The organism is Methyloglobulus sp. (genome assembly GCF_046714055.1).
Taxonomy (GTDB): domain Bacteria; phylum Pseudomonadota; class Gammaproteobacteria; order Methylococcales; family Methylomonadaceae; genus Methyloglobulus.
Genome location: NZ_JBKKBJ010000002.1, coordinates 1 through 18368, shown reverse-complemented (window position 1 = coordinate 18368; position 18368 = coordinate 1). Strand labels below are relative to the sequence as shown.

General features: G+C 46.1%; 20 protein-coding genes and 1 pseudogene. 20 read left to right on the top strand and 1 reads right to left on the bottom strand.

Annotated elements, in window-relative coordinates:
* Nucleotides 1-384: 384 nt before the first annotated feature.
* A pseudogene (gene tnpA / locus ACLQ6D_RS00165) lies at nucleotides 385-808 on the bottom strand (IS200/IS605 family transposase).
* Nucleotides 809-939: 131 nt separating this feature from the next.
* Here tnpA and dusA point away from each other — a divergent pair.
* The 20 genes from dusA (at nucleotide 940) to ACLQ6D_RS00065 (ending at nucleotide 18076) form a co-directional block, all read left to right on the top strand.
* Nucleotides 940-1908, top strand: a complete 969-nt coding sequence (dusA, locus tag ACLQ6D_RS00160; RefSeq protein WP_411725222.1) for a tRNA dihydrouridine(20/20a) synthase DusA — start codon at nucleotides 940-942, stop codon at nucleotides 1906-1908.
* 14 nt (nucleotides 1909-1922) lie between these two features.
* Nucleotides 1923-2489 carry a GTP cyclohydrolase I FolE gene (folE, locus tag ACLQ6D_RS00155; RefSeq protein WP_411725223.1) on the top strand — a complete coding sequence of 189 codons (567 nt, stop codon included), beginning with the start codon at nucleotides 1923-1925 and terminating at the stop codon, nucleotides 2487-2489.
* Between the two features lie 5 nt (nucleotides 2490-2494).
* The gene (gene hemH, locus ACLQ6D_RS00150; RefSeq protein WP_411725221.1) at nucleotides 2495-3463 is read left to right on the top strand and encodes a ferrochelatase; all 969 of its coding nucleotides are present in this window, start codon (nucleotides 2495-2497) and stop codon (nucleotides 3461-3463) included.
* 52 nt (nucleotides 3464-3515) lie between these two features.
* The gene (locus ACLQ6D_RS00145; RefSeq protein WP_411725220.1) at nucleotides 3516-5105 is read left to right on the top strand and encodes a MutS-related protein; all 1590 of its coding nucleotides are present in this window, start codon (nucleotides 3516-3518) and stop codon (nucleotides 5103-5105) included.
* A complete protein-coding gene (gene purT / locus ACLQ6D_RS00140) occupies nucleotides 5102-6301 on the top strand; it encodes a formate-dependent phosphoribosylglycinamide formyltransferase (protein ID WP_411725219.1) in 1200 nt (399 codons plus the stop codon). The genes ACLQ6D_RS00145 and purT overlap by 4 nt, the downstream gene beginning before the upstream one ends.
* A gap of 10 nt (nucleotides 6302-6311) precedes the next feature.
* Nucleotides 6312-6959 carry a transglycosylase SLT domain-containing protein gene (locus ACLQ6D_RS00135; RefSeq protein WP_411725218.1) on the top strand — a complete coding sequence of 216 codons (648 nt, stop codon included), beginning with the start codon at nucleotides 6312-6314 and terminating at the stop codon, nucleotides 6957-6959.
* A 199-nt stretch (nucleotides 6960-7158) separates the two neighbouring features.
* On the top strand, nucleotides 7159-7707 hold the full coding sequence (locus ACLQ6D_RS00130; RefSeq protein ID WP_411725217.1) for a YceD family protein: 549 nt from the start codon (nucleotides 7159-7161) through the stop codon (nucleotides 7705-7707).
* Nucleotides 7688-7870, top strand: a complete 183-nt coding sequence (gene rpmF, locus ACLQ6D_RS00125) for a 50S ribosomal protein L32 (protein ID WP_411725216.1) — start codon at nucleotides 7688-7690, stop codon at nucleotides 7868-7870. The genes ACLQ6D_RS00130 and rpmF overlap by 20 nt, the downstream gene beginning before the upstream one ends.
* Before the next feature lie 94 nt (nucleotides 7871-7964).
* Nucleotides 7965-8993 carry a phosphate acyltransferase PlsX gene (gene plsX, locus ACLQ6D_RS00120; RefSeq protein ID WP_411725215.1) on the top strand — a complete coding sequence of 343 codons (1029 nt, stop codon included), beginning with the start codon at nucleotides 7965-7967 and terminating at the stop codon, nucleotides 8991-8993.
* Nucleotides 8990-9958: a beta-ketoacyl-ACP synthase III gene (locus tag ACLQ6D_RS00115; RefSeq protein WP_411725214.1), complete on the top strand. Its 969-nt coding sequence runs from the start codon at nucleotides 8990-8992 to the stop codon at nucleotides 9956-9958. The genes plsX and ACLQ6D_RS00115 overlap by 4 nt, the downstream gene beginning before the upstream one ends.
* Nucleotides 9959-9974: 16 nt before the next feature.
* Complete coding sequence (fabD, locus tag ACLQ6D_RS00110; RefSeq protein ID WP_411725213.1) at nucleotides 9975-10925, top strand: ACP S-malonyltransferase; 951 nt, start codon at nucleotides 9975-9977, stop codon at nucleotides 10923-10925.
* Nucleotides 10918-11646, top strand: coding sequence for a 3-oxoacyl-ACP reductase FabG (gene fabG, locus ACLQ6D_RS00105; protein ID WP_411725212.1), 729 nt, complete (start codon nucleotides 10918-10920; stop codon nucleotides 11644-11646). The genes fabD and fabG overlap by 8 nt, the downstream gene beginning before the upstream one ends.
* A 141-nt stretch (nucleotides 11647-11787) precedes the next feature.
* Nucleotides 11788-12018: an acyl carrier protein gene (gene acpP / locus ACLQ6D_RS00100; RefSeq protein WP_411725211.1), complete on the top strand. Its 231-nt coding sequence runs from the start codon at nucleotides 11788-11790 to the stop codon at nucleotides 12016-12018.
* An 88-nt stretch (nucleotides 12019-12106) separates the two neighbouring features.
* Nucleotides 12107-13351 carry a beta-ketoacyl-ACP synthase II gene (fabF, locus tag ACLQ6D_RS00095; protein WP_411725210.1) on the top strand — a complete coding sequence of 415 codons (1245 nt, stop codon included), beginning with the start codon at nucleotides 12107-12109 and terminating at the stop codon, nucleotides 13349-13351.
* Nucleotides 13352-13391: 40 nt separating this feature from the next.
* The gene (gene pabC / locus ACLQ6D_RS00090) at nucleotides 13392-14225 is read left to right on the top strand and encodes an aminodeoxychorismate lyase (protein WP_411725209.1); all 834 of its coding nucleotides are present in this window, start codon (nucleotides 13392-13394) and stop codon (nucleotides 14223-14225) included.
* Nucleotides 14215-15213, top strand: a complete 999-nt coding sequence (gene mltG / locus ACLQ6D_RS00085; protein ID WP_411725208.1) for an endolytic transglycosylase MltG — start codon at nucleotides 14215-14217, stop codon at nucleotides 15211-15213. The genes pabC and mltG overlap by 11 nt, the downstream gene beginning before the upstream one ends.
* 13 nt (nucleotides 15214-15226) lie before the next feature.
* Nucleotides 15227-15856, top strand: coding sequence for a dTMP kinase (tmk, locus tag ACLQ6D_RS00080; RefSeq protein WP_411725207.1), 630 nt, complete (start codon nucleotides 15227-15229; stop codon nucleotides 15854-15856).
* Nucleotides 15853-16845, top strand: a complete 993-nt coding sequence (locus ACLQ6D_RS00075; protein ID WP_411725206.1) for a DNA polymerase III subunit delta' — start codon at nucleotides 15853-15855, stop codon at nucleotides 16843-16845. The genes tmk and ACLQ6D_RS00075 overlap by 4 nt, the downstream gene beginning before the upstream one ends.
* 2 nt (nucleotides 16846-16847) lie before the next feature.
* Entirely contained in the window at nucleotides 16848-17198 is a 351-nt protein-coding gene (locus ACLQ6D_RS00070) for a PilZ domain-containing protein (protein ID WP_411725205.1), read from the top strand.
* Nucleotides 17199-17275: 77 nt separating this feature from the next.
* Nucleotides 17276-18076, top strand: coding sequence for a TatD family hydrolase (locus tag ACLQ6D_RS00065; protein ID WP_411725204.1), 801 nt, complete (start codon nucleotides 17276-17278; stop codon nucleotides 18074-18076).
* The last annotated feature ends 292 nt before the right edge of the window (nucleotides 18077-18368 follow it).

Sequence of the window (18368 nt, the reverse complement as noted above, 5' to 3'; positions counted from 1 at the left end):
GGCATAAAAAAGGGGAAATCCTTCAATAAACAGGGCCTAACAATCAAAACTGGCCTCAAAACGACCATCTTTTCGGATAATTCAAATATTTTCAGTGTCTTCTCAGTAAGGCGGTTTAAATTACGATTAATAGAGATTCCCATTACTTAATGTAACTAGTTATAAGGGACTGTGTCGACTAGGAGACTGTCAGCCTTAAGGCTCATGCTTGTTCTTATTCAAAAAACCATCAAAACCACACAAATCAAGCGAGATCACACTTTTTTAGCATTATTTCCCCTTATTTAAACAGTAGTGTCCGGTTAAAAGTCGACTAAACAACCACCAGCTTAAGCGGGTGGGTTCGTATAATGGACTAAAGTGGATACGGGTCATAAGGCCCGTTCAGGTTTCTGTTCTAAAATTATCATCCCCTTTAGGTTCAAAATGATGTCCCAGATAATTTTTTATCATTTCTTCTGTCAATTCACCCGAAGCCGCGCAAAATTTAATCAGTTGCCCATTATGTCGCCCCCAATAGCGCTTTTTCAAGCCAGGGAAACTCTCGAACAACTTCATCGAGCTTCTTCCTAATCCACCCCATGATTTCGCTCGATGCCAAATTAGGGGAGCAGAATCCAACACTGGACATGATCCTACTGACAACCCCTTTCAGGATTTCTATCTCAAACGCTTCGCACGTCTGCCTAATCAGCTCACGGACTTTCAGGCCAACGTCACCTTTCAACACCTTGTGACGATATTTCGTGACAAAAACAAAATGAAATTGAACCTTAAAAACTGTATGGCTTCCGTAACGGTAATCCATAAGCCCTTCCCCTTTTCAGTTCAAGACAATATCATACGACAAAAAACCATAGATAAACTTGACCGCCTAAAAGGCGGTGGTTTTAACCTTACTATGGACTAATTAATAAAATAGCAATAACTTAGCACTGTATGACGCACACCCATAGATTTTGCGTTGCCCCCATGATGGATTGGACTGACCTGCATTGTCGGTTTTTTCATCGCCTTATCTCGCAACATGCACTGTTGTATACCGAGATGGTGACGACGGGCGCTTTGATACATGGCGATCATCATCGTTTTTTACGCTTTAATAGTGATGAGAATCCGCTGGCCTTTCAATTGGGTGGCAGTAATCCCCGCGAATTGGCGCTTTGTGCAAAAATGGTTGAAGATTATGGCTACGATGAAGTCAATTTGAATATTGGTTGCCCTAGCGACAGGGTGCAAAATGGCCGCTTTGGCGCTTGTTTGATGCTTGAACCAGAGCTTGTCGCAGACTGTATTTCAGCAATGTGTGGTGCAGTTTCGATTCCGGTTACCGTAAAATCGAGAATTGGTATTGATGACAGGGATTCTTACGAAGAGCTGGCTGTGTTTGTTGGTAAAGTTGCCGACGCCAGTTGTAATACGTTTATTATTCATGCGAGAAAAGCCTGGTTAAGCGGGTTATCGCCTAAGCAAAACCGGGAGATTCCGCCGCTAAATTACGACGTTGTTTATCAACTGAAAACTGATTTCCCACACTTGGAAATTGTCGTCAACGGCGGTATTGCCAATCTGGAACAGGCCGAAACCCTGTTACAACGGGTTGATGGGGTGATGGTAGGACGGGAAGCTTATCAGAATCCTTATCTTTTAGCCGAGGTGGACAAACATATATTTAATGCCACCGAATCGCCCAGATCGCGTCATGAAATCATGGGCTTGATTTTACCTTATATTGAAGGGCAATTGAAAAATGGCATTCGTTTAAACAGCATCACCCGCCACATTTTGGGTCTTTTCCATGGCGAGCCTGGCGCTAGGGCTTGGCGTAGGCACTTGAGCGAAAATGTTACAAGTCCGAATGCGGGCATCAAAGTGGTGCGTGATGCGTTAGCTTTTACTTACCATTGAGGTATACTGCCGCAATTCAATTATTAGAACAACACGAGATGGAAGAGCATTTTTCGAAAATTATCGAAGCTATAGGGGAAGATTTAAACCGCGAAGGCTTGATCGACACTCCTAAACGTGCAGCAAAAGCGTTTAAATTTCTTAATAATGGTTACGACAAAACGCTTGAAGAAGTCCTCAATGGCGCCATTTTTACGGCTGATACGGAAGATATGGTCATCGTCAAAAACATTGAATTATATTCCTTGTGCGAACATCATCTGCTGCCTTTTATCGGCAAGTGCCATGTCGGTTATCTGCCTTGCGGTAAAGTTTTGGGCTTGTCTAAAGTCGCCCGCGTTATCGATATGTATGCCAGGCGCCTCCAAATCCAGGAAAAACTGACCAAACAAATTGCTGATGCGATTTCCCAGGCCACAGGAGCCAGGGGGGTTGCGGTCGTTATTGAAGCCAAGCATTTGTGCATGATGATGCGGGGGGTTGAGAAGCAGAACTCAGTAATGACGACTTCAGTGATGACCGGTATTTTCCGTAAAGAAATCAGCACGCGTTCCGAGTTTTTGAATTTAATCAATCGATAGCCTCAGTGACCACAAGAAAAACAGGTGTGTTGCTGGTAAATTTGGGATCACCTGTTGCCCCCACAACGTCTGCGGTCAGGCAGTTCCTTAAAGAGTTTCTCTGGGATCCAAGGGTCGTTAACATCCCCAGGCCGATTTGGTGGCTGATTTTACATGCGATTGTGTTACCTTTTCGGCCTGCCCGATCAGCGAAAGCCTATCAAAAAATATGGTGTGACAAGGGTTCGCCATTGATTTATCTGACCCGGCAACTCTCTGAGAAACTGGCGGATAAATTAATTCCTAAAGGGGCAATTACCACATACTCAATGCGTTATGGTGAACCATCCATAGCCAATCAACTTGGATTATTTAGGCAACAAGGTGTTGATAAGGTTATCGTCCTGCCCCTGTACCCTCAATACTCTTCGACGACAACGGCATCAGTATACGATGATGTCATTAAAGAACTCAATCAGTGGCGGCATCTGCCAAGTTTTCAATTTATCAGTGATTACCATCAACATGACAGCTACATTGCCGCAATTGCAGCAACCGTAAAATCGGCATGGCAAGAACACGGCAAAAATGATTTGTTGTTGATATCTTTTCATAGCTTGCCTGAATTGCTGACAAAATTAGGTGATCCTTATTACTACCAATGCCAAGAAACTGCGCGGCTGATTACCGAAAAATTAGGTCTCAATGAAAAACAGTGGCTACTAGTGTTCCAGTCACGCTTTGGTAAAGCGGAATGGCTGAAACCATACTGTGCCGATACCCTGCAAAAATTGCCCGGGCAAGGGATAAAAACGATTGATGTCATCTGCCCTGGGTTTGCCGTCGATTGCCTGGAAACCTTAGAAGAAATGGCGATGGAGAATAGGGCGGTCTTTATCGGGGCGGGAGGTACGGGTTACCGCTACATTCCTGCGCTGAATGATACTGAAACCCATGTGAATGCCATCGTCTTGTTGCTTGATGGGTGGATTTAAGCGACTATAGTTACCTATTCGGTCTGAAACCTGTCGATTTTAGGGTTATTAAATGCAAGAAACCATATTACACAGTTGGCAGGATGAAGCCTGGCCTGCCATAAAATCCAGTAAACCGCTGCCTATGGGGGAGGGGGTGATTGATGAAACGGCATTTAACACCATTGAAATTGATAAGGTTTTTGAAGCGGTCAACCATGCCACAACCACTGTCGGGCAAGCGACATTGTTCCGTTCTTTGTGCCAACCTTTAAGCGACATCAAGGCAATCAAGGCAAAACAGGAGGCAGTCCAAGAACTGCGAAAAAACCAAAACCTGAAAGCACAGCTTGAACAACTGGTTGACAGCGCCGCAACCAATGAAAAAAACCTGCACTTATTATTGTTTGGCGAGTTTCTGGGCTCATTTTCACAAGCCCGGTCAAAAAATGAAATTGAAGGCTACGGTTACAAGCAATACAAAAGTGGTGTCCGTTTTATTCAGGAATTCGTTGGGCATGTCCAAGCTGCCGAAACACCGAAGTCAAAATACCTGAATGATATTTTTAATAAGGTCAAGGCTTTCACAGAAACCCGCTACTGGTCGCTAATGGAAGGGCCTGTTTATTTTGTTGAGGGTAAAATCACAACTAAGGAAGAACGTGGGGATGCTAGCTTTCCAATCCCAGTTATTTTTAAGCCGCAAATTTTCAAGCCCGTATTACTGGTTTTGATATTTGGGCTGCTGTGGCTGGGTTCACTTTTTGCGCCTGTCAATATCACGCCTTCCCTGCGTACAATAGCCGTGTTTATTGGCCCTTTATTGTTACTGTACTTCCCCATTGTGGGCGGATATGACCGCGATTACTGCATCATCCCGCTAAGAAACGAGTATAAAAAAGCTGAACCCGTAGCCGAATTACTCGATGCCTTGGGGCAGTTGGATGAATTGCTGTCTTTCATGAAGTTTGCCGATAACTTTGGGCATAGCACTGCCTTACCGAAGTTTGAGGATGCAAAACATCATCGCATTAGTCTCACGTCGGCGGTCAATCCCGTACTAGGGAAAGATAATGCGGATTACGTCGGCAATGATTTTGTGTTGGACGACGACAAGCTGGTTTTGCTGACAGGCCCAAATAGCGGCGGTAAGACGGCATTCTGCAAAACCGTGACGCAAATTCAGGTATTGGCGCAAATCGGCGGTTATGTTCCGGCTAAAGCGGCAACATTGACGGTTGCGGACAGGGTTTTTTATCAAGTGCCGGAAATAAGCCATCTGGTCGATGGGGAAGGGCGCTTCGGTACCGAGCTAAAACGCACCAAAGACATCTTTTTGGCGACCACGGCAAAGAGTTTGGTCGTATTGGATGAACTGTCCGAAGGCACAACCTTCGAAGAAAAAATGGAGGCTTCATCCAATATTCTCAACGGTTTTTTCCGAAAAGGGAACAGCACGATCCTGATTACCCACAATCACCAGTTGGTCGATCAATTTGCGAAACTAGGCACAGGCTTGCCTAAACAGGTTGAGTTTGCCAAAGATGCACCGACTTACCGTTTAATTCCCGGTATCTCCAGAGTGAGCCATGCCGATCGAGTAGCGAAAAAAATTGGTTTTTCCAAAGAAGATATTGACAGTTATTTAGCCAATTCAAAATGAAACTAGGCACCGCTTTAACAAACGGCGCAACCAAAGCCATGCTGCTCGGCTCTGGTGAGCTGGGCAAGGAAATCGCCATCTGCTTGCAACGCTATGGGGTAGAAGTCATTGCCGTAGACCGGTACAAAGATGCGCCTGCCCAGCAGGTCGCCCATCGCAGTCATGTCATCAATATGGCGGATGCAGAGGATTTGAGAAAAATTATCGCCCTGGAACAACCCGATATTATCATTCCCGAAATTGAGGCTATCGCGACCGAAGCGTTGCTAGAAGTTGAATCGAAAGGGCTTGCCCACGTTATACCCAATGCCAGGGCAATACAACTCACCATGAACAGGGAAGGTATTCGTGCGCTGGTTGCTGAAACGTTACAAATACCGACATCAAAATACGCGTTTGCCGAAAATTTCAATCAACTAAAAGCAGCTGTTGATGATGGAATCGGTTATCCTTGCTTTGTCAAACCGACCATGTCGTCTTCAGGCAAAGGCCAGACGATGGTGAAAAGCCCGGATCAACTTGAACAAGCATGGAATTATGCTAAAGTCAGTGGTAGGGTTGATACTGGAAAGGTGATCGTTGAATCCAAAGTTGATTTTGATTTTGAAATCACCTTACTGACGGTAAGGGCGTTAGACAGCGATGGTAATATCCAGACTTATTTTTGCGAACCCATAGGCCATATCCAGGTAAATGGCGATTACAGGGAAAGCTGGCAGCCACAAGCGATGAGCACATCTGCCTTGAATACTGCACAAACCATTGCACTTAAAGTAACGGATGCACTAGGTGGAGTGGGGCTGTTCGGAGTTGAGCTGTTTGTTAAGGGGGATGATGTCTGGTTTTGTGAAGTAAGTCCCAGACCGCATGATACCGGCATGGTTACAATGGCCACCCAGAAACAGAACGAATTCGAATTGCATGTCCGCGCTATTTTAGGTTTGCCTGTAGCTACCGACTTGCAAAAAAATGGTGCTAGTGCTGCAATCCTATCGGAAATAAAAGCGAGGGACTTTTTTTATACGGGTTTAGATGAAGCCTTGGCTGTGCCAGATAGCGAAGTAAGGTTGTTCGGCAAGCCGGAAGCGTTAGTTAACAGACGAATGGGAGTGGCGTTGGCATCGCACGGAACAGTCGATGAGGCCAGAAATAGGGCGGTTAAAGCCGCAAATTTAGTGAATATTCAAACTGAATAGCAGGTACTAAATGATAAAAAAAATATTTTTTTTATTGACCTTATTGATTTCAAATCAAGCCATAGCCGATATATACAAATTTATCGATTCGGGTGGCCGGGTTCACTACACGGATGAACCCAGAAGTTCAATGTATAAACGCATCATAAAAACTAGTTCTTATCGTCTTAAAATGATTAAGGCTAGTCGATTCAGGACTAGAGAAATCAATAACAACTACCCGACGGTATTTCAAAGTTTTAGCAATAGGTTTAGCAATCGAAGCATCAACAAGAACAAGTTTTCTAACCTTATCGCCAATGCCGCCTACAGGAACGGCGTTGAAGAAAAACTAGTCCATGCTGTCATCCAAACAGAGTCTGCTTATAACGCCAGCGCCGTGTCTCGAGCGGGAGCGGTCGGGTTAATGCAATTGATGCCGGATACGGCCAGACGTTATGGGGTGACTAACCGCACCGATCCAATCCAGAATGTCGATGGCGGAACGCGGTATTTAAAGGATTTATTGGACATGTTCAATTACAATCTTGGCCTCGCTGTTGCCGCTTACAATGCCGGCGAAAATGCAGTCATAAAATACAACAATTCAATCCCGCCTTATCCAGAGACACGCAACTATGTCCGGCAGGTTTTGGCCTTATATCGTCGTTCCCTGTAATTTGTTTCCGATTTTACCCGAACGAGATGGGCATGCCCCCATTCATGTCTGTGATTTCAAAAAGATACAGCCTTGAAACCTATTATTTGGTCTATTTTGGCCTGATGCAACCCCGATCTTAAGGCTTTCTTTCAGCTTACAGATATTGCAGTGATGCGAATTTGACGAATTTGTTGTTTGCCTATATTATCTTCCGGTTATGTTAACCCGGTTACCAAAATTTATAGACCCTTTGTTGTTGGCCGATAGGAATGCCAGAATTGAAGGGGAATTGCCTTTAAGTAGTTTCGACAGGATGACTGAGTGGCTATCCAATGATGTCGGTAATGTTTTAGTTAAGCTGTTTTTTGGCCGGGAAGGTAATTTGGCTAAGATTGAAGGGCATATCTCCACTGTTCTGGCGCTTAAGTGCCAAAGGTGTTTGGAGCCGGTGGAATGGCCTGTTAGCAGCGATATTAAGCTAGGTATTGTTAGTTCACTGGATCAGGCAAATAACCTGCCAGAAGGCTACGAACCCTTATTGCTAATTGATGAAGATAATATTCCCTTCAATAATATAGTTGAGGATGAATTATTGCTTAACATACCAGACATTCCCAAGCATCAAGATGATTGTACGGTACCGAATAGCGCTAATAACAAGCCTGGAGCCTTACCCAAAACCGAACGGGCATCAACTGAAAATCCTTTTTCCATCTTAGCCGATTTAAAAAAACTGGAGACCTACAATGGCAGTACAAAAGAGTAAAGTATCACGTTCAAGACGCGACCAGCGCCGTTCCCACGATGCCTTGACAGCAAGGACATTAGCCCAAGATACGCTGACGGGCGAAACGCATTTGCGCCACCATGTCACGCCAGATGGCTATTTTAAAGGCCGTCAAATCGTAAATGTGGATAGTGAAGATTAATTATTTTTACGGATTTTCTATAAGATAATTAGGATGTTGGCAAGGGCTTTCGTTTGCCTTTCTTAAGTCCTTCATTTCGGAGCAATTCTTAAGCGTGAGTTTGACGATCTCGATTGATGCAATGGGCGGCGACTTCGGCCCCGAGGTCACTGTGCCTGCGTCCCTGGACTGTTTAAAAAACAATCCTGACTTGAAGTTGATATTGGTTGGTGATTCAACCGTTCTCAAACAGCATCTAGCCCAAAACCTATCGGTTTTTCAGGATAGGCTGATCATCCATCATGCGTCACAGCAGGTGGAAATGCAGGAATCTCCCTCCAAGGCGTTGAAAAACAAAAAAGATTCGTCGATGCGAGTGGCTATCAATCTAGTCCATGAAGGCCGTGCCGATGCTTGTGTCAGTGCCGGCAACACCGGAGCATTGATGGCGACGGCCCGATTTGTGCTAAAGATGATTCCCGGCATAGACCGCCCAGGCATTATTTCCACACTTCCATCTATTTATGGGCATACGCATGTCCTCGACCTGGGCGCGAATGTCGATTGTACGGCTAAACATCTCTATCAGTTTGCCGTCATGGGCAATGAATTGGTTAAAGCGGTTGAGAATATAGAAACCCCCAAGGTTGGCTTGTTGAATATCGGCGAAGAAGACGTAAAAGGTAATGAGCAAGTCAAAGCCGCCGCAAAACTGCTGGAAAACTCCTCCCTGAATTACATCGGCTATGTCGAGGGCAATTCGCTGAATGCAGGTAGCATTAAGGTTGATTTGATAGTCTGTGACGGTTTCGTCGGCAATGTTGCGCTTAAATCCATTGAAGGTGCGGCAAAAATGATCGGCACTTTGCTTAAAGTAGCCTTTGCCAAAAATATTTTCACCAAACTGGCAGGATTGGCTGCTTATCCAGCCCTTAAGTCGTTTAAGGATCGTATTGACCCTCGTTTATACAACGGCGCAAGTTTTTTGGGGCTTAAAGGTTTGGTCATCAAAAGCCATGGTAGTGCGGATGCACTGGCTTTTAAGACAGCCATCCAGATTGCCGAACTTGAAGTGAAACAAGATGTTATCAGGAAAATAAGTGAGCAGGTCGAAAAATCCTTGAGCCTGAGCAAAAGCGCATGATGCGTTATGCAAAAGTGCTTGGTACCGGCGGTTATCTGCCTGAAGAAATCCGTACCAACGAACATATATCAAAAACCGTTGACACCTCCGATAGCTGGATCTACGAACGCACAGGCATCAAGAGCCGCCGTATAGCGGGTGCAAACGAGACGGCTTCCAGCATGGGCGAAATCGCCGCAAGACTCGCGATAAACGCCGCCCAAGTCAGCCCCGAAGAAATCGACTTAATCATTGTAGCCACAGGTACGCCAGATCGGGTTTATCCCAGTACAGCCTGTTTGCTCCAGCAACGGCTAGGGATTAAAAAGTGTGTTGCTTTTGATGTCCAAGCCGCATGCTCCGGCGCAATTTATGCGCTGAGTATTGCCGACCAATATATTAAGACGGGTGCAGTCAAGAATGTGCTTATCGTGGGTTCTGAACTCTGTTCACGGATCGTAGACTGGACAGACCGAAGCACGTGCATCTTGTTTGGCGATGGGGCAGGGGCTTTATTGCTGGCTGCGTCTGATGAAGCGGGAGTGTTATCAACACATATTTATTCCGATGGTGGCTATGAAGACATGCTTTATTGCCCCAATCCACAAGTCGCGACCGAAGCCAATAAGCATGAAGTTGGCTACATCAGTATGCGCGGTAACGAGGTATTTAAGATGGCGGTCAATACCCTGGAACGTATCGTCGATGAAACCTTGGATGCCAATAATATGCAAAAATCTGATGTGAATTGGTTGGTGCCGCACCAGGCCAATATCAGGATTATCGCAGCCACCGCAAAAAAACTGAAAATGGCTATGGATCAAGTCATCGTCACCTTGGAAGATCAGGGCAATACCTCTTCCGCTTCCGTGCTGCTCGCCTTGCATGAAGGCATCAGCGACGGACGTATCCAACGCGGACAAGTGGTCTTACTGGAAGCATTTGGCGCAGGGTTCACCTGGGGTTCCGCGCTAATCAGATACTAATCGATAGCATTTATCCATGAGTGAACAACAAAAAAATCTAGCTTTTGTTTTCCCCGGACAGTGTTCCCAATCCGTGGGCATGCTGGCCCAGTTGGCGGCAAGCTATCCAGAAGTAAAACAAACTTTTGACAAGGCCTCGTTTGTATTGGGACGTGACCTTTGGGGCCTTGTCACAAACGGTCCGGAAGACGAACTCAACCAAACCCAAAATACCCAGCCGGTCATGCTGGCTGCAGGGGTGGCAGTTTGGGAAGTCTGGTGCAAACACAGTGCCATACGCCCGACCTGGATGGCTGGGCATAGCCTGGGTGAATACACTGCGCTGGTTTGTTCAGGGGCATTATTTTTTGAAGATGCCGTCAAGCTGGTTGAGGCAAGGGCGCGTTTTATGCAGGAAGCCGTACCCGCAGGTGTGGGCGCTATGGCGGCGATCCTGGGACTAGAAGATAATCAAGTCGTTGAGATTTGCGCCAGTGTTGCAGGAACAGAAGTCGTTTCGGCGGTCAATTTTAACTCACCCGGTCAAGTTGTCATTGCCGGACACTCGGCGGCAGTCGAACGTGCGGCTACGGCAGCCAAAGAGGCTGGTGCAAAACGGGCGGTGTTATTGCCTGTTAGTGTGCCGTCCCACTGTGCATTGATGCAATCGGCAGCGGATAAGCTGGGGGAATGCTTAAAAGCAATCGTCTTAGACACGCCTAAAATGCAGCTAATCCACAATGTTGACGTGGAATCGCACACCGCCCCTGAAGTCATCCGCAATGCCCTAAAGGAACAACTTTATAAGCCTGTGCGCTGGGTAGAAAGCGTCGAGCTAATGCGCAATAAAGGCGTAACCACTTTCGTAGAGTGCGGCCCAGGCAAGGTATTAACAGGCTTGGACAAGCGTATCGCCAAAGATGCCGAGCATTTGGCAATTTATGATCCTGAGACCTTAAATAAAGTATTGGAGCAACTCAATGACTAAACCAGTCGCTTTGGTAACAGGGGCCAGCCGAGGTATCGGCAAGGCAATTGCAGAAAAATTGGCCACCGATGGTTTTTTTGTCGTGGGTACAGCCACCACAGACAGCGGCGCGGAAGCCATTTCAGCTTATCTGGCTGAAAACGGAAAAGGCTTAAAACTCAATGTTGCCGATGCCGATTCGATTGAAGCAGTCATCAAGACGGTAAATGACAGTTTTGGTGCGCCCACGGTGCTCGTCAACAATGCGGGTGTCACCCGCGATAACCTGTTGATGCGTATGAAAGACGAGGAATGGGATGACATTATCAACACCAATTTGACTTCTGTTTTTCGCATGAGCAAGGCGGTGTTACGTGGCATGATGAAAGCCAGAACCGGGCGCATTATCAATATTTCATCCGTGGTCGGCGCAACGGGCAATGCCGGACAAGCCAACTATGCCGCAGCAAAAGCCGGTATGATTGGTTTTGCCAAGTCTATGGCAAAAGAAGTCGGTTCGCGCAATATCACTATCAATACGGTAGCGCCTGGGTTTATTGATACGGATATGACCAAAGAGTTGAACGACGACATCAAAAACACGCTGTTGGCCTCTATCCCTTTGTCCAGGTTGGGTGAAGCCAATGAAGTCGCCCATGCCGTTGCGTTTCTGGCCTCCGAAGGTGCCGCTTACATCACTGGGGAAACCCTCCATGTCAATGGCGGACTATTCATGCCTTAATATTGTGACATTATTGTAATATCAAGTATAATTCCCCCGCCGTCTGGAATTGCCGGAGACGGGATTTCTAGTTTTGTAATAACACCGCATTGTAAGTCACTGATTATAAATAATAAACTTGCATTGATTGAGGATATAATTATGAGTAATGTTGAAGAACGAGTTAAAAAAATTGTTGCAGAGCAATTGGGTGTTAAGGAAGATATCGCTAATGATGCTTCATTCGTTGACGACCTAGGCGCTGATTCCCTGGACACAGTTGAACTCGTCATGGCGCTTGAAGAAGAATTTGAATGCGAAATTCCAGACGATGAAGCTGAAAAGATTACAACCGTTCAACATGCTATTGATTACGTAGTAAAAAACGCCTAAATCGATTTCCAGTGGATGAGCGATCGCCGTCCGTCCACTCGCTTTACACCCCATTATCCCCACCTTCACCACAATACGGACTAATAAATTGAGCGGTCGTCGAGTTGTCATAACCGGATTAGGTGCCGTAACACCTCTTGCCAACACGGTATCAGAAACTTGGGGGGGCATCATCAATGGCCGCAGCGGTATCGGCACCATAGATTCTTTCGATATTTCTCCATTTGCGACGACTTTTGGCGGTGTTATCAGAAACCTGGACATTACCCAGTACATCCCTGGCAAAGATGCCCAACGTATGGACGGCTTTATCCATTACGGGCTTGCCGCCGGTTGCCAAGCCATTGATGATTCGGGGATTGAAGTCACTGAGGCCAATGCCGAACGCATTGGTGTAGCCATTGGTGCGGGTATTGGTGGCATTACGGGCATAGAAGAATGTTATGCGGTCTACGAAAAAGGTGGGCCACGGCGCATATCGCCATTTTTTGTTCCGGGCAATATCATCAATATGATTTCCGGAAACCTTTCGATCAAATATGGGCTGAAAGGGCCTAATTTTGCTATAGTCACTGCGTGCGCCACTGGTACACATAACATTGGTGATGCCGCCCGATTGATTAAATACGGCGATGCCGACGTGATGGTGGCTGGTGGCGCTGAACGCTGCACATCTTCACCCACTGCCATGGGCGGTTTTATTTCTGCTAAAGCCTTGTCACGCCGTAATGATGACCCGCAAGCGGCAAGTCGGCCTTGGGACAGGGATCGTGACGGCTTTGTGCTTAGCGACGGCGCGGGAGTCGTGGTGCTTGAGGAACTGGAACATGCCAAAGCGCGAGGTGCCAAAATTTATGCCGAGTTGGTAGGTTATGGTATGGGTGGCGATGCCTACCACATGACCACGCCATCGCCAGGAGGGGAGGGCGCTGCACAGTGTATGAAGAATGCCTTACGCGACGCAGGGTTAAATCCAGAGGTTGTTGATTACATCAACGCGCATGGCACTTCGACCCCGGCCGGCGATCTCGGCGAGACCCAGGCTATGAAAACCGCGTTAGGCGGACATGCGTATAAGGTTGCCATTAGCTCAACGAAATCCATGATCGGACACATGTTGGGAGCGGCTGGCGGTATTGAGGCTGTGTTGACGGCATTAAGCATCAAAAACCAAGTCGCCCCCGCAACCATCAATTTAGAAAACCGGGATCCAGAATGCGATCTCGACTATATTCCGAATGTCGCCAGGAACATGAAGATTGATGTTGCAATGTCTAACTCATTCGGCTTTGGTGGGACAAATGGTTCCTTAGTGTTTAAGCGTTTTGAATAACGTCTAAATCCATCACAGCCTATGTGATCACAACCCTGCAATGATCCTAATAAATGGCGTAGAGGCTGATCGCATTTCGGTCAATGACCGAGGATTTCAGTACGGTGACGGCTTATTTGAAACCATTGAAGTCATAGAAGGCCAACCCGTATTTCTGGGGCAACACTTACTTCGAATGAGTACGGATTGTGCAAAACTGAACATCCCCAATCCTGATATAAAACAGCTTACTGACGAAATTTACAGGGTTTGTAAGTACGAAAAGTGGGCAGTCCTTAAAATAATCATCACGCGTGGCATCGGAGGACGAGGTTATCGTCAGCCTGAACCTATAAATCCAACACGCGTAATAAGCCTGCACCCTTTTCCAGAATATCCACACACTTATGCCAAGCTAGGCATTAATGCCCGTTTCTGCAACACCCGGCTGGGTTTAAATCCTACGTTGGCGGGTATCAAGCACCTCAACCGGTTGGAACAGGTAATGGCTCGCGCCGAATGGAATGACGCTGCCATACAAGAAGGTATTATGCTGGATATAACCGACCATGTTATTGAAGGCACAATGACCAATCTTTTCTATGTGAAAAACAGTGTCATATATACCGCCTCACTCCACTTAGCAGGCGTGGCAGGTGTCATGCGCGGCATCATCAAAAGGTTAATAGCTGAACACAATCTCACGTTAATTGAACATGACTACGGCAAGGAGAAATTGCTTGCCGCCGATGAAGCCTTCGTCTGCAATTCTATTATCGGCATTTGGCCGGTCAAGCAAATGGGGAACGTAGGTTTTGCCGTAGTTAATCTGACCAGCCAACTTCAAGATTGGTTAAGGCAATTTAAAGAACAGAGTCTCGCTGATGCGCGGTAAAATAACGGCAGGCATCTTAATTGCCCTGCTAACCTTGATAGGCTTCTGGATACAGACAAGCTATCAAAGCGCTTTAAATAAGCCAGCAGTTCAACACAGCCTAGTCGTAGAGATAGAAAAAGGGGATTCATTTGACAGGATTACTGACAAACTACTGAGCCTAGGTGTTGACATCGATCCATTCTGGTTCAAGTCTGTCGCTTTAAGGATCGAAGTCACCAATAAACTTAAAGCGGGTGAATACGAATTAACCCCTGGCTTAACGATTCCACAAATATTGGCGGTTTTTGTTGAGGGCAGGGCAATAAAATATCCTATTACCTTTCCGGAAGGATGGAATTTAAAAGAAATCCTGCAAGCAATCGAACAGACTCCAAACCTTAAAAAAACCCTGCAAAAACAAGCTGCCGCTGAAATATCAGCTGAGCTTGGAATGAGCGGGACAAATCCCGAAGGCTGGTTTTTTCCTGATACCTATCATTTTGAAAAGAATACAACGGATGTTTCGATATTAAAAAGGGCTTATGTGAAAATGCAGTCCGTATTACAGGAGGAATGGCAACACAGGGAATTGAACCTTCCTTATAAAACAGCCTATGAAGCGCTTATCATGGCCTCCATTGTGGAAAAAGAAACTGGGGCAAAAAGTGAACGGGCCATGATCTCCGGTGTATTTACCCGCAGGCTTGCAAAAGGAATGCTGCTGCAAACCGATCCTACAGTGATTTATGGGATGGGAGATGGCTATAAAGGAAATATCAAGGCAAATGACCTGACCACGGCGACACCCTATAATACTTATGTGATCCAGGGATTGCCGCCCTCACCCATCGCCATGCCTGGTCGGGATGCCATTCACGCGGCTTTGCATCCCGATAAGGACAATAGCCTGTATTTTGTGGCGAAGGGTGATGGTAGCCATCAATTTTCAGCGAGCTTGGTGGAGCACAACCAGGCTGTCAATAGCTTTCAGAAGAATAAAAGATAATGAATAAAAGATAATGAATAAAAGTGGAAAATTTATCACGCTCGAAGGCGGGGAAGGGGTAGGGAAGACGACCAATATCCCGTTCATCAAAAATTACCTGCAAGACCAGAACATTCCCGTCATCGTCACACGGGAACCCGGCGGAACCCGATTAGCCGAAAAAATACGTGAACTGTTGCTACATGCCAATGACGAGACTGTAACCAGCCACGCTGAAATCCTGCTCATTTTTGCAGCCAGGGCGCAACACCTCAATCATGTGATTATACCCGCGCTGGCTCAAGGCCACTGGGTGCTTTGCGACCGCTTTACCGATGCCACTTATGCTTACCAGGGTGGCGGACGAGGCATGTCACTGGAAGCAATAAGCTGGCTGGAAAATTTTGTCCAAGATGACTTAAGGCCGGATATAACCTTATTACTTGATGTGCCTGTCGAAACCGGGATGGCCAGGGCAAAAAATAGGGGAGGGGGGTTGGACAGGTTTGAGTCGGAACGACTCCAATTTTTTAACCAAGTCAGGCAAGCTTACCTGAAGCAAGCCCAACAATACCCAGAGCGCATCAAAGTCATCAAGGCATATCAACCCCTCGACATTGTGCAGAAAGCCATTGTTGAAACGTTAAAGTCGCTGCTTACATGACTGCAATCAATAGTGTATTACCTTGGCAGCAGAAAAACTGGGGCTTACTCCACAGTTACATCAAGCAAAAACGCATCCCGCAGGCTCTACTCATTACAGGAACGGGTGGGTTGGGAAAACACAGCCTGGCAAAACAATTTGCCCATTCCTTGCTTTGTCTGAAACCGCAGGATGACGGCTCATGTTGCGGTCATTGCAATAGCTGCCTATTGGTCAAAGCAGATACACATCCCGATTTAATACAAATACAACCCGACGAAGAAAAAAAGACGATTTCCATCAACCAGATTCGTACTGTCGTCGCGGACACTTATTTAAAGCCACAGTTCGAAACTCACCGGGTGGTTATCATCAACCCCGCTGATGTCATGACGGCATCGGCGGCAAACGCATTTTTAAAATGTCTTGAGGAACCTACTGAGCGCACTGTATTTATCTTGATAAGCGACAAACCCAACAAACTACCGGCGACTATTGTCAGCCGCTGCCAAAAGCTATCAATAACTTTCCCAGAAAGACAAATCCTGTATGAGTGGTTGAAAGGGCAGGGCATTGATCACAATCAGGAAACACTATTAAATTTAATGAGGGGATCCATATTAAAAGCACAGCAACTCTCGGACGAGGGTCTCCTGAAACAACGAAAGGATTGTTTTAATGACTGGCTAACGATAGCAAACCATACCGACCATCCTGCAATAATTTCGGAAAAATGGCAGAAACTTCCAGAAACTGAATTGATAAACTGGTTAATATCCTGGGTCACTGATTTGATTAAATGCGCTTGCGGCATTAATAGTGAGTTATTGTCTAATCAGGATCTAGCCAAACCCTTGCAAAGCGTGTCGCAACAACTAGAATTAAAAGGCCTTTATGGATTATATGACCGGATAATCAGCAGTCGGCAACAACTGGGCACACAAATCAATTTCCAAATAATGATTGAAGAAATTTTAGTACAATGGCAAGAACTTAACGGGAGGAACTAACGATGGCAGATGCAGCGCCCAGGCAAGGTATTTTGTCGCTTTCTATTAAAGACAAAAATGCCTTATATCAAGCTTATATGCCGTTTGTCATTAATGGTGGCTTGTTTATCCCAACTGACCGTGATTACCAGATGGGACAGGAGGTTTTTATGTTGTTAAACCTGATGGAAGAACCGGAAAGATTACCTATTGCAGCGAAAGTAATCTGGAAAACGCCCACAGGATCATCAGGGTACAGGACTAGCGGCATTGGCGTTCAGTTTAGCGATCAAGACGGTGGATTGGCGCGTGCCAAGATTGAAAATTACCTGGCGGGTGCTTTAAGCGGCGACCGTTCAACGCACACCATGTAAAGTTAATTGGCACTCAAGACTGATAACTTGATTTTTTAAGCATCAATCAAAACACCCTAAGCACACAAACGACCCTAATGTTGATCGACTCCCATTGTCATCTGGACCGTATTGATCTGGCACCTTATCAGAATGATTTCGCAACCTTTATGGCAGAGGTCAACAATTGCCAAATTGAGCATTTACTGGCCATAGCCATCGACCTGGAATCGTATCCACATATGTTGTCGCTGGTATCCGGTTACCCGCAAATATCCGTAACGGTTGGTGTCCATCCCAATGTGCAGGATGGTAAAGATCCAACGGTCGATGAACTTATTGCACTAGGCCAGTTCGATAAAGTAATTGGCATTGGCGAGACAGGCCTTGATTATTTTCGTAGCGAGGGTGGCACAGCATGGCAGCAACAGCGGTTCAGGAATCATATAAGCGCCGCAAAAATACTAAAAAAGCCGTTAATCATCCACACCCGCGACGCAAAAAAAGACACGCTGCGGATTTTGCAGGAAGAAAATGCCTTCGAAGTTGGCGGAATTATCCATTGCTTTACCGAAGACTGGGAATTTGCCCAAAGCGCATTGGATTTGAACTTTTATATTTCGTTCTCAGGCATTGTGACATTCAAAAATGCGAAAGAAATTAAAGATGTGGCAAAAAAAGTGCCTGCCGACCGGTTTTTGATCGAGACCGATTCGCCATACCTGGCACCCGTGCCATATCGAGGCAAACCCAATTACCCGACTTACGTCCGCCACGTTGCAGAACATATCGCTGAATTGCGCGGCACATCGTTTAATCACATTGCAAACCAATCAACTGAAAATTTCCGCAAGTTATTTAAGGGGACATCGCAGAACTTGGAAAAAATACTAGGCTAAGGATTCCCAAATGTTCGTTGCGGCTAAATTTGCCGCGCAACAACGACGCACCTTATTGGCTAACGCTAATGCCAGACACAGCCTGCCATTTATCGAGAATTACTAAGAGCTTATCCGAAAATAACTTGATAAATTCTATATAGTTGAGGAACTTGCAATCAATCACTTTACTAAAGGTTGCCATTCGTTGAAAAGACCACAAAGCCGGAAAGTTCCCGATGATTTTTGGGTGCGCGTGGAGCGGCTGACACCAGGACGGCAAAGGGATTGTGACCAGGCTTATAAACGCAAG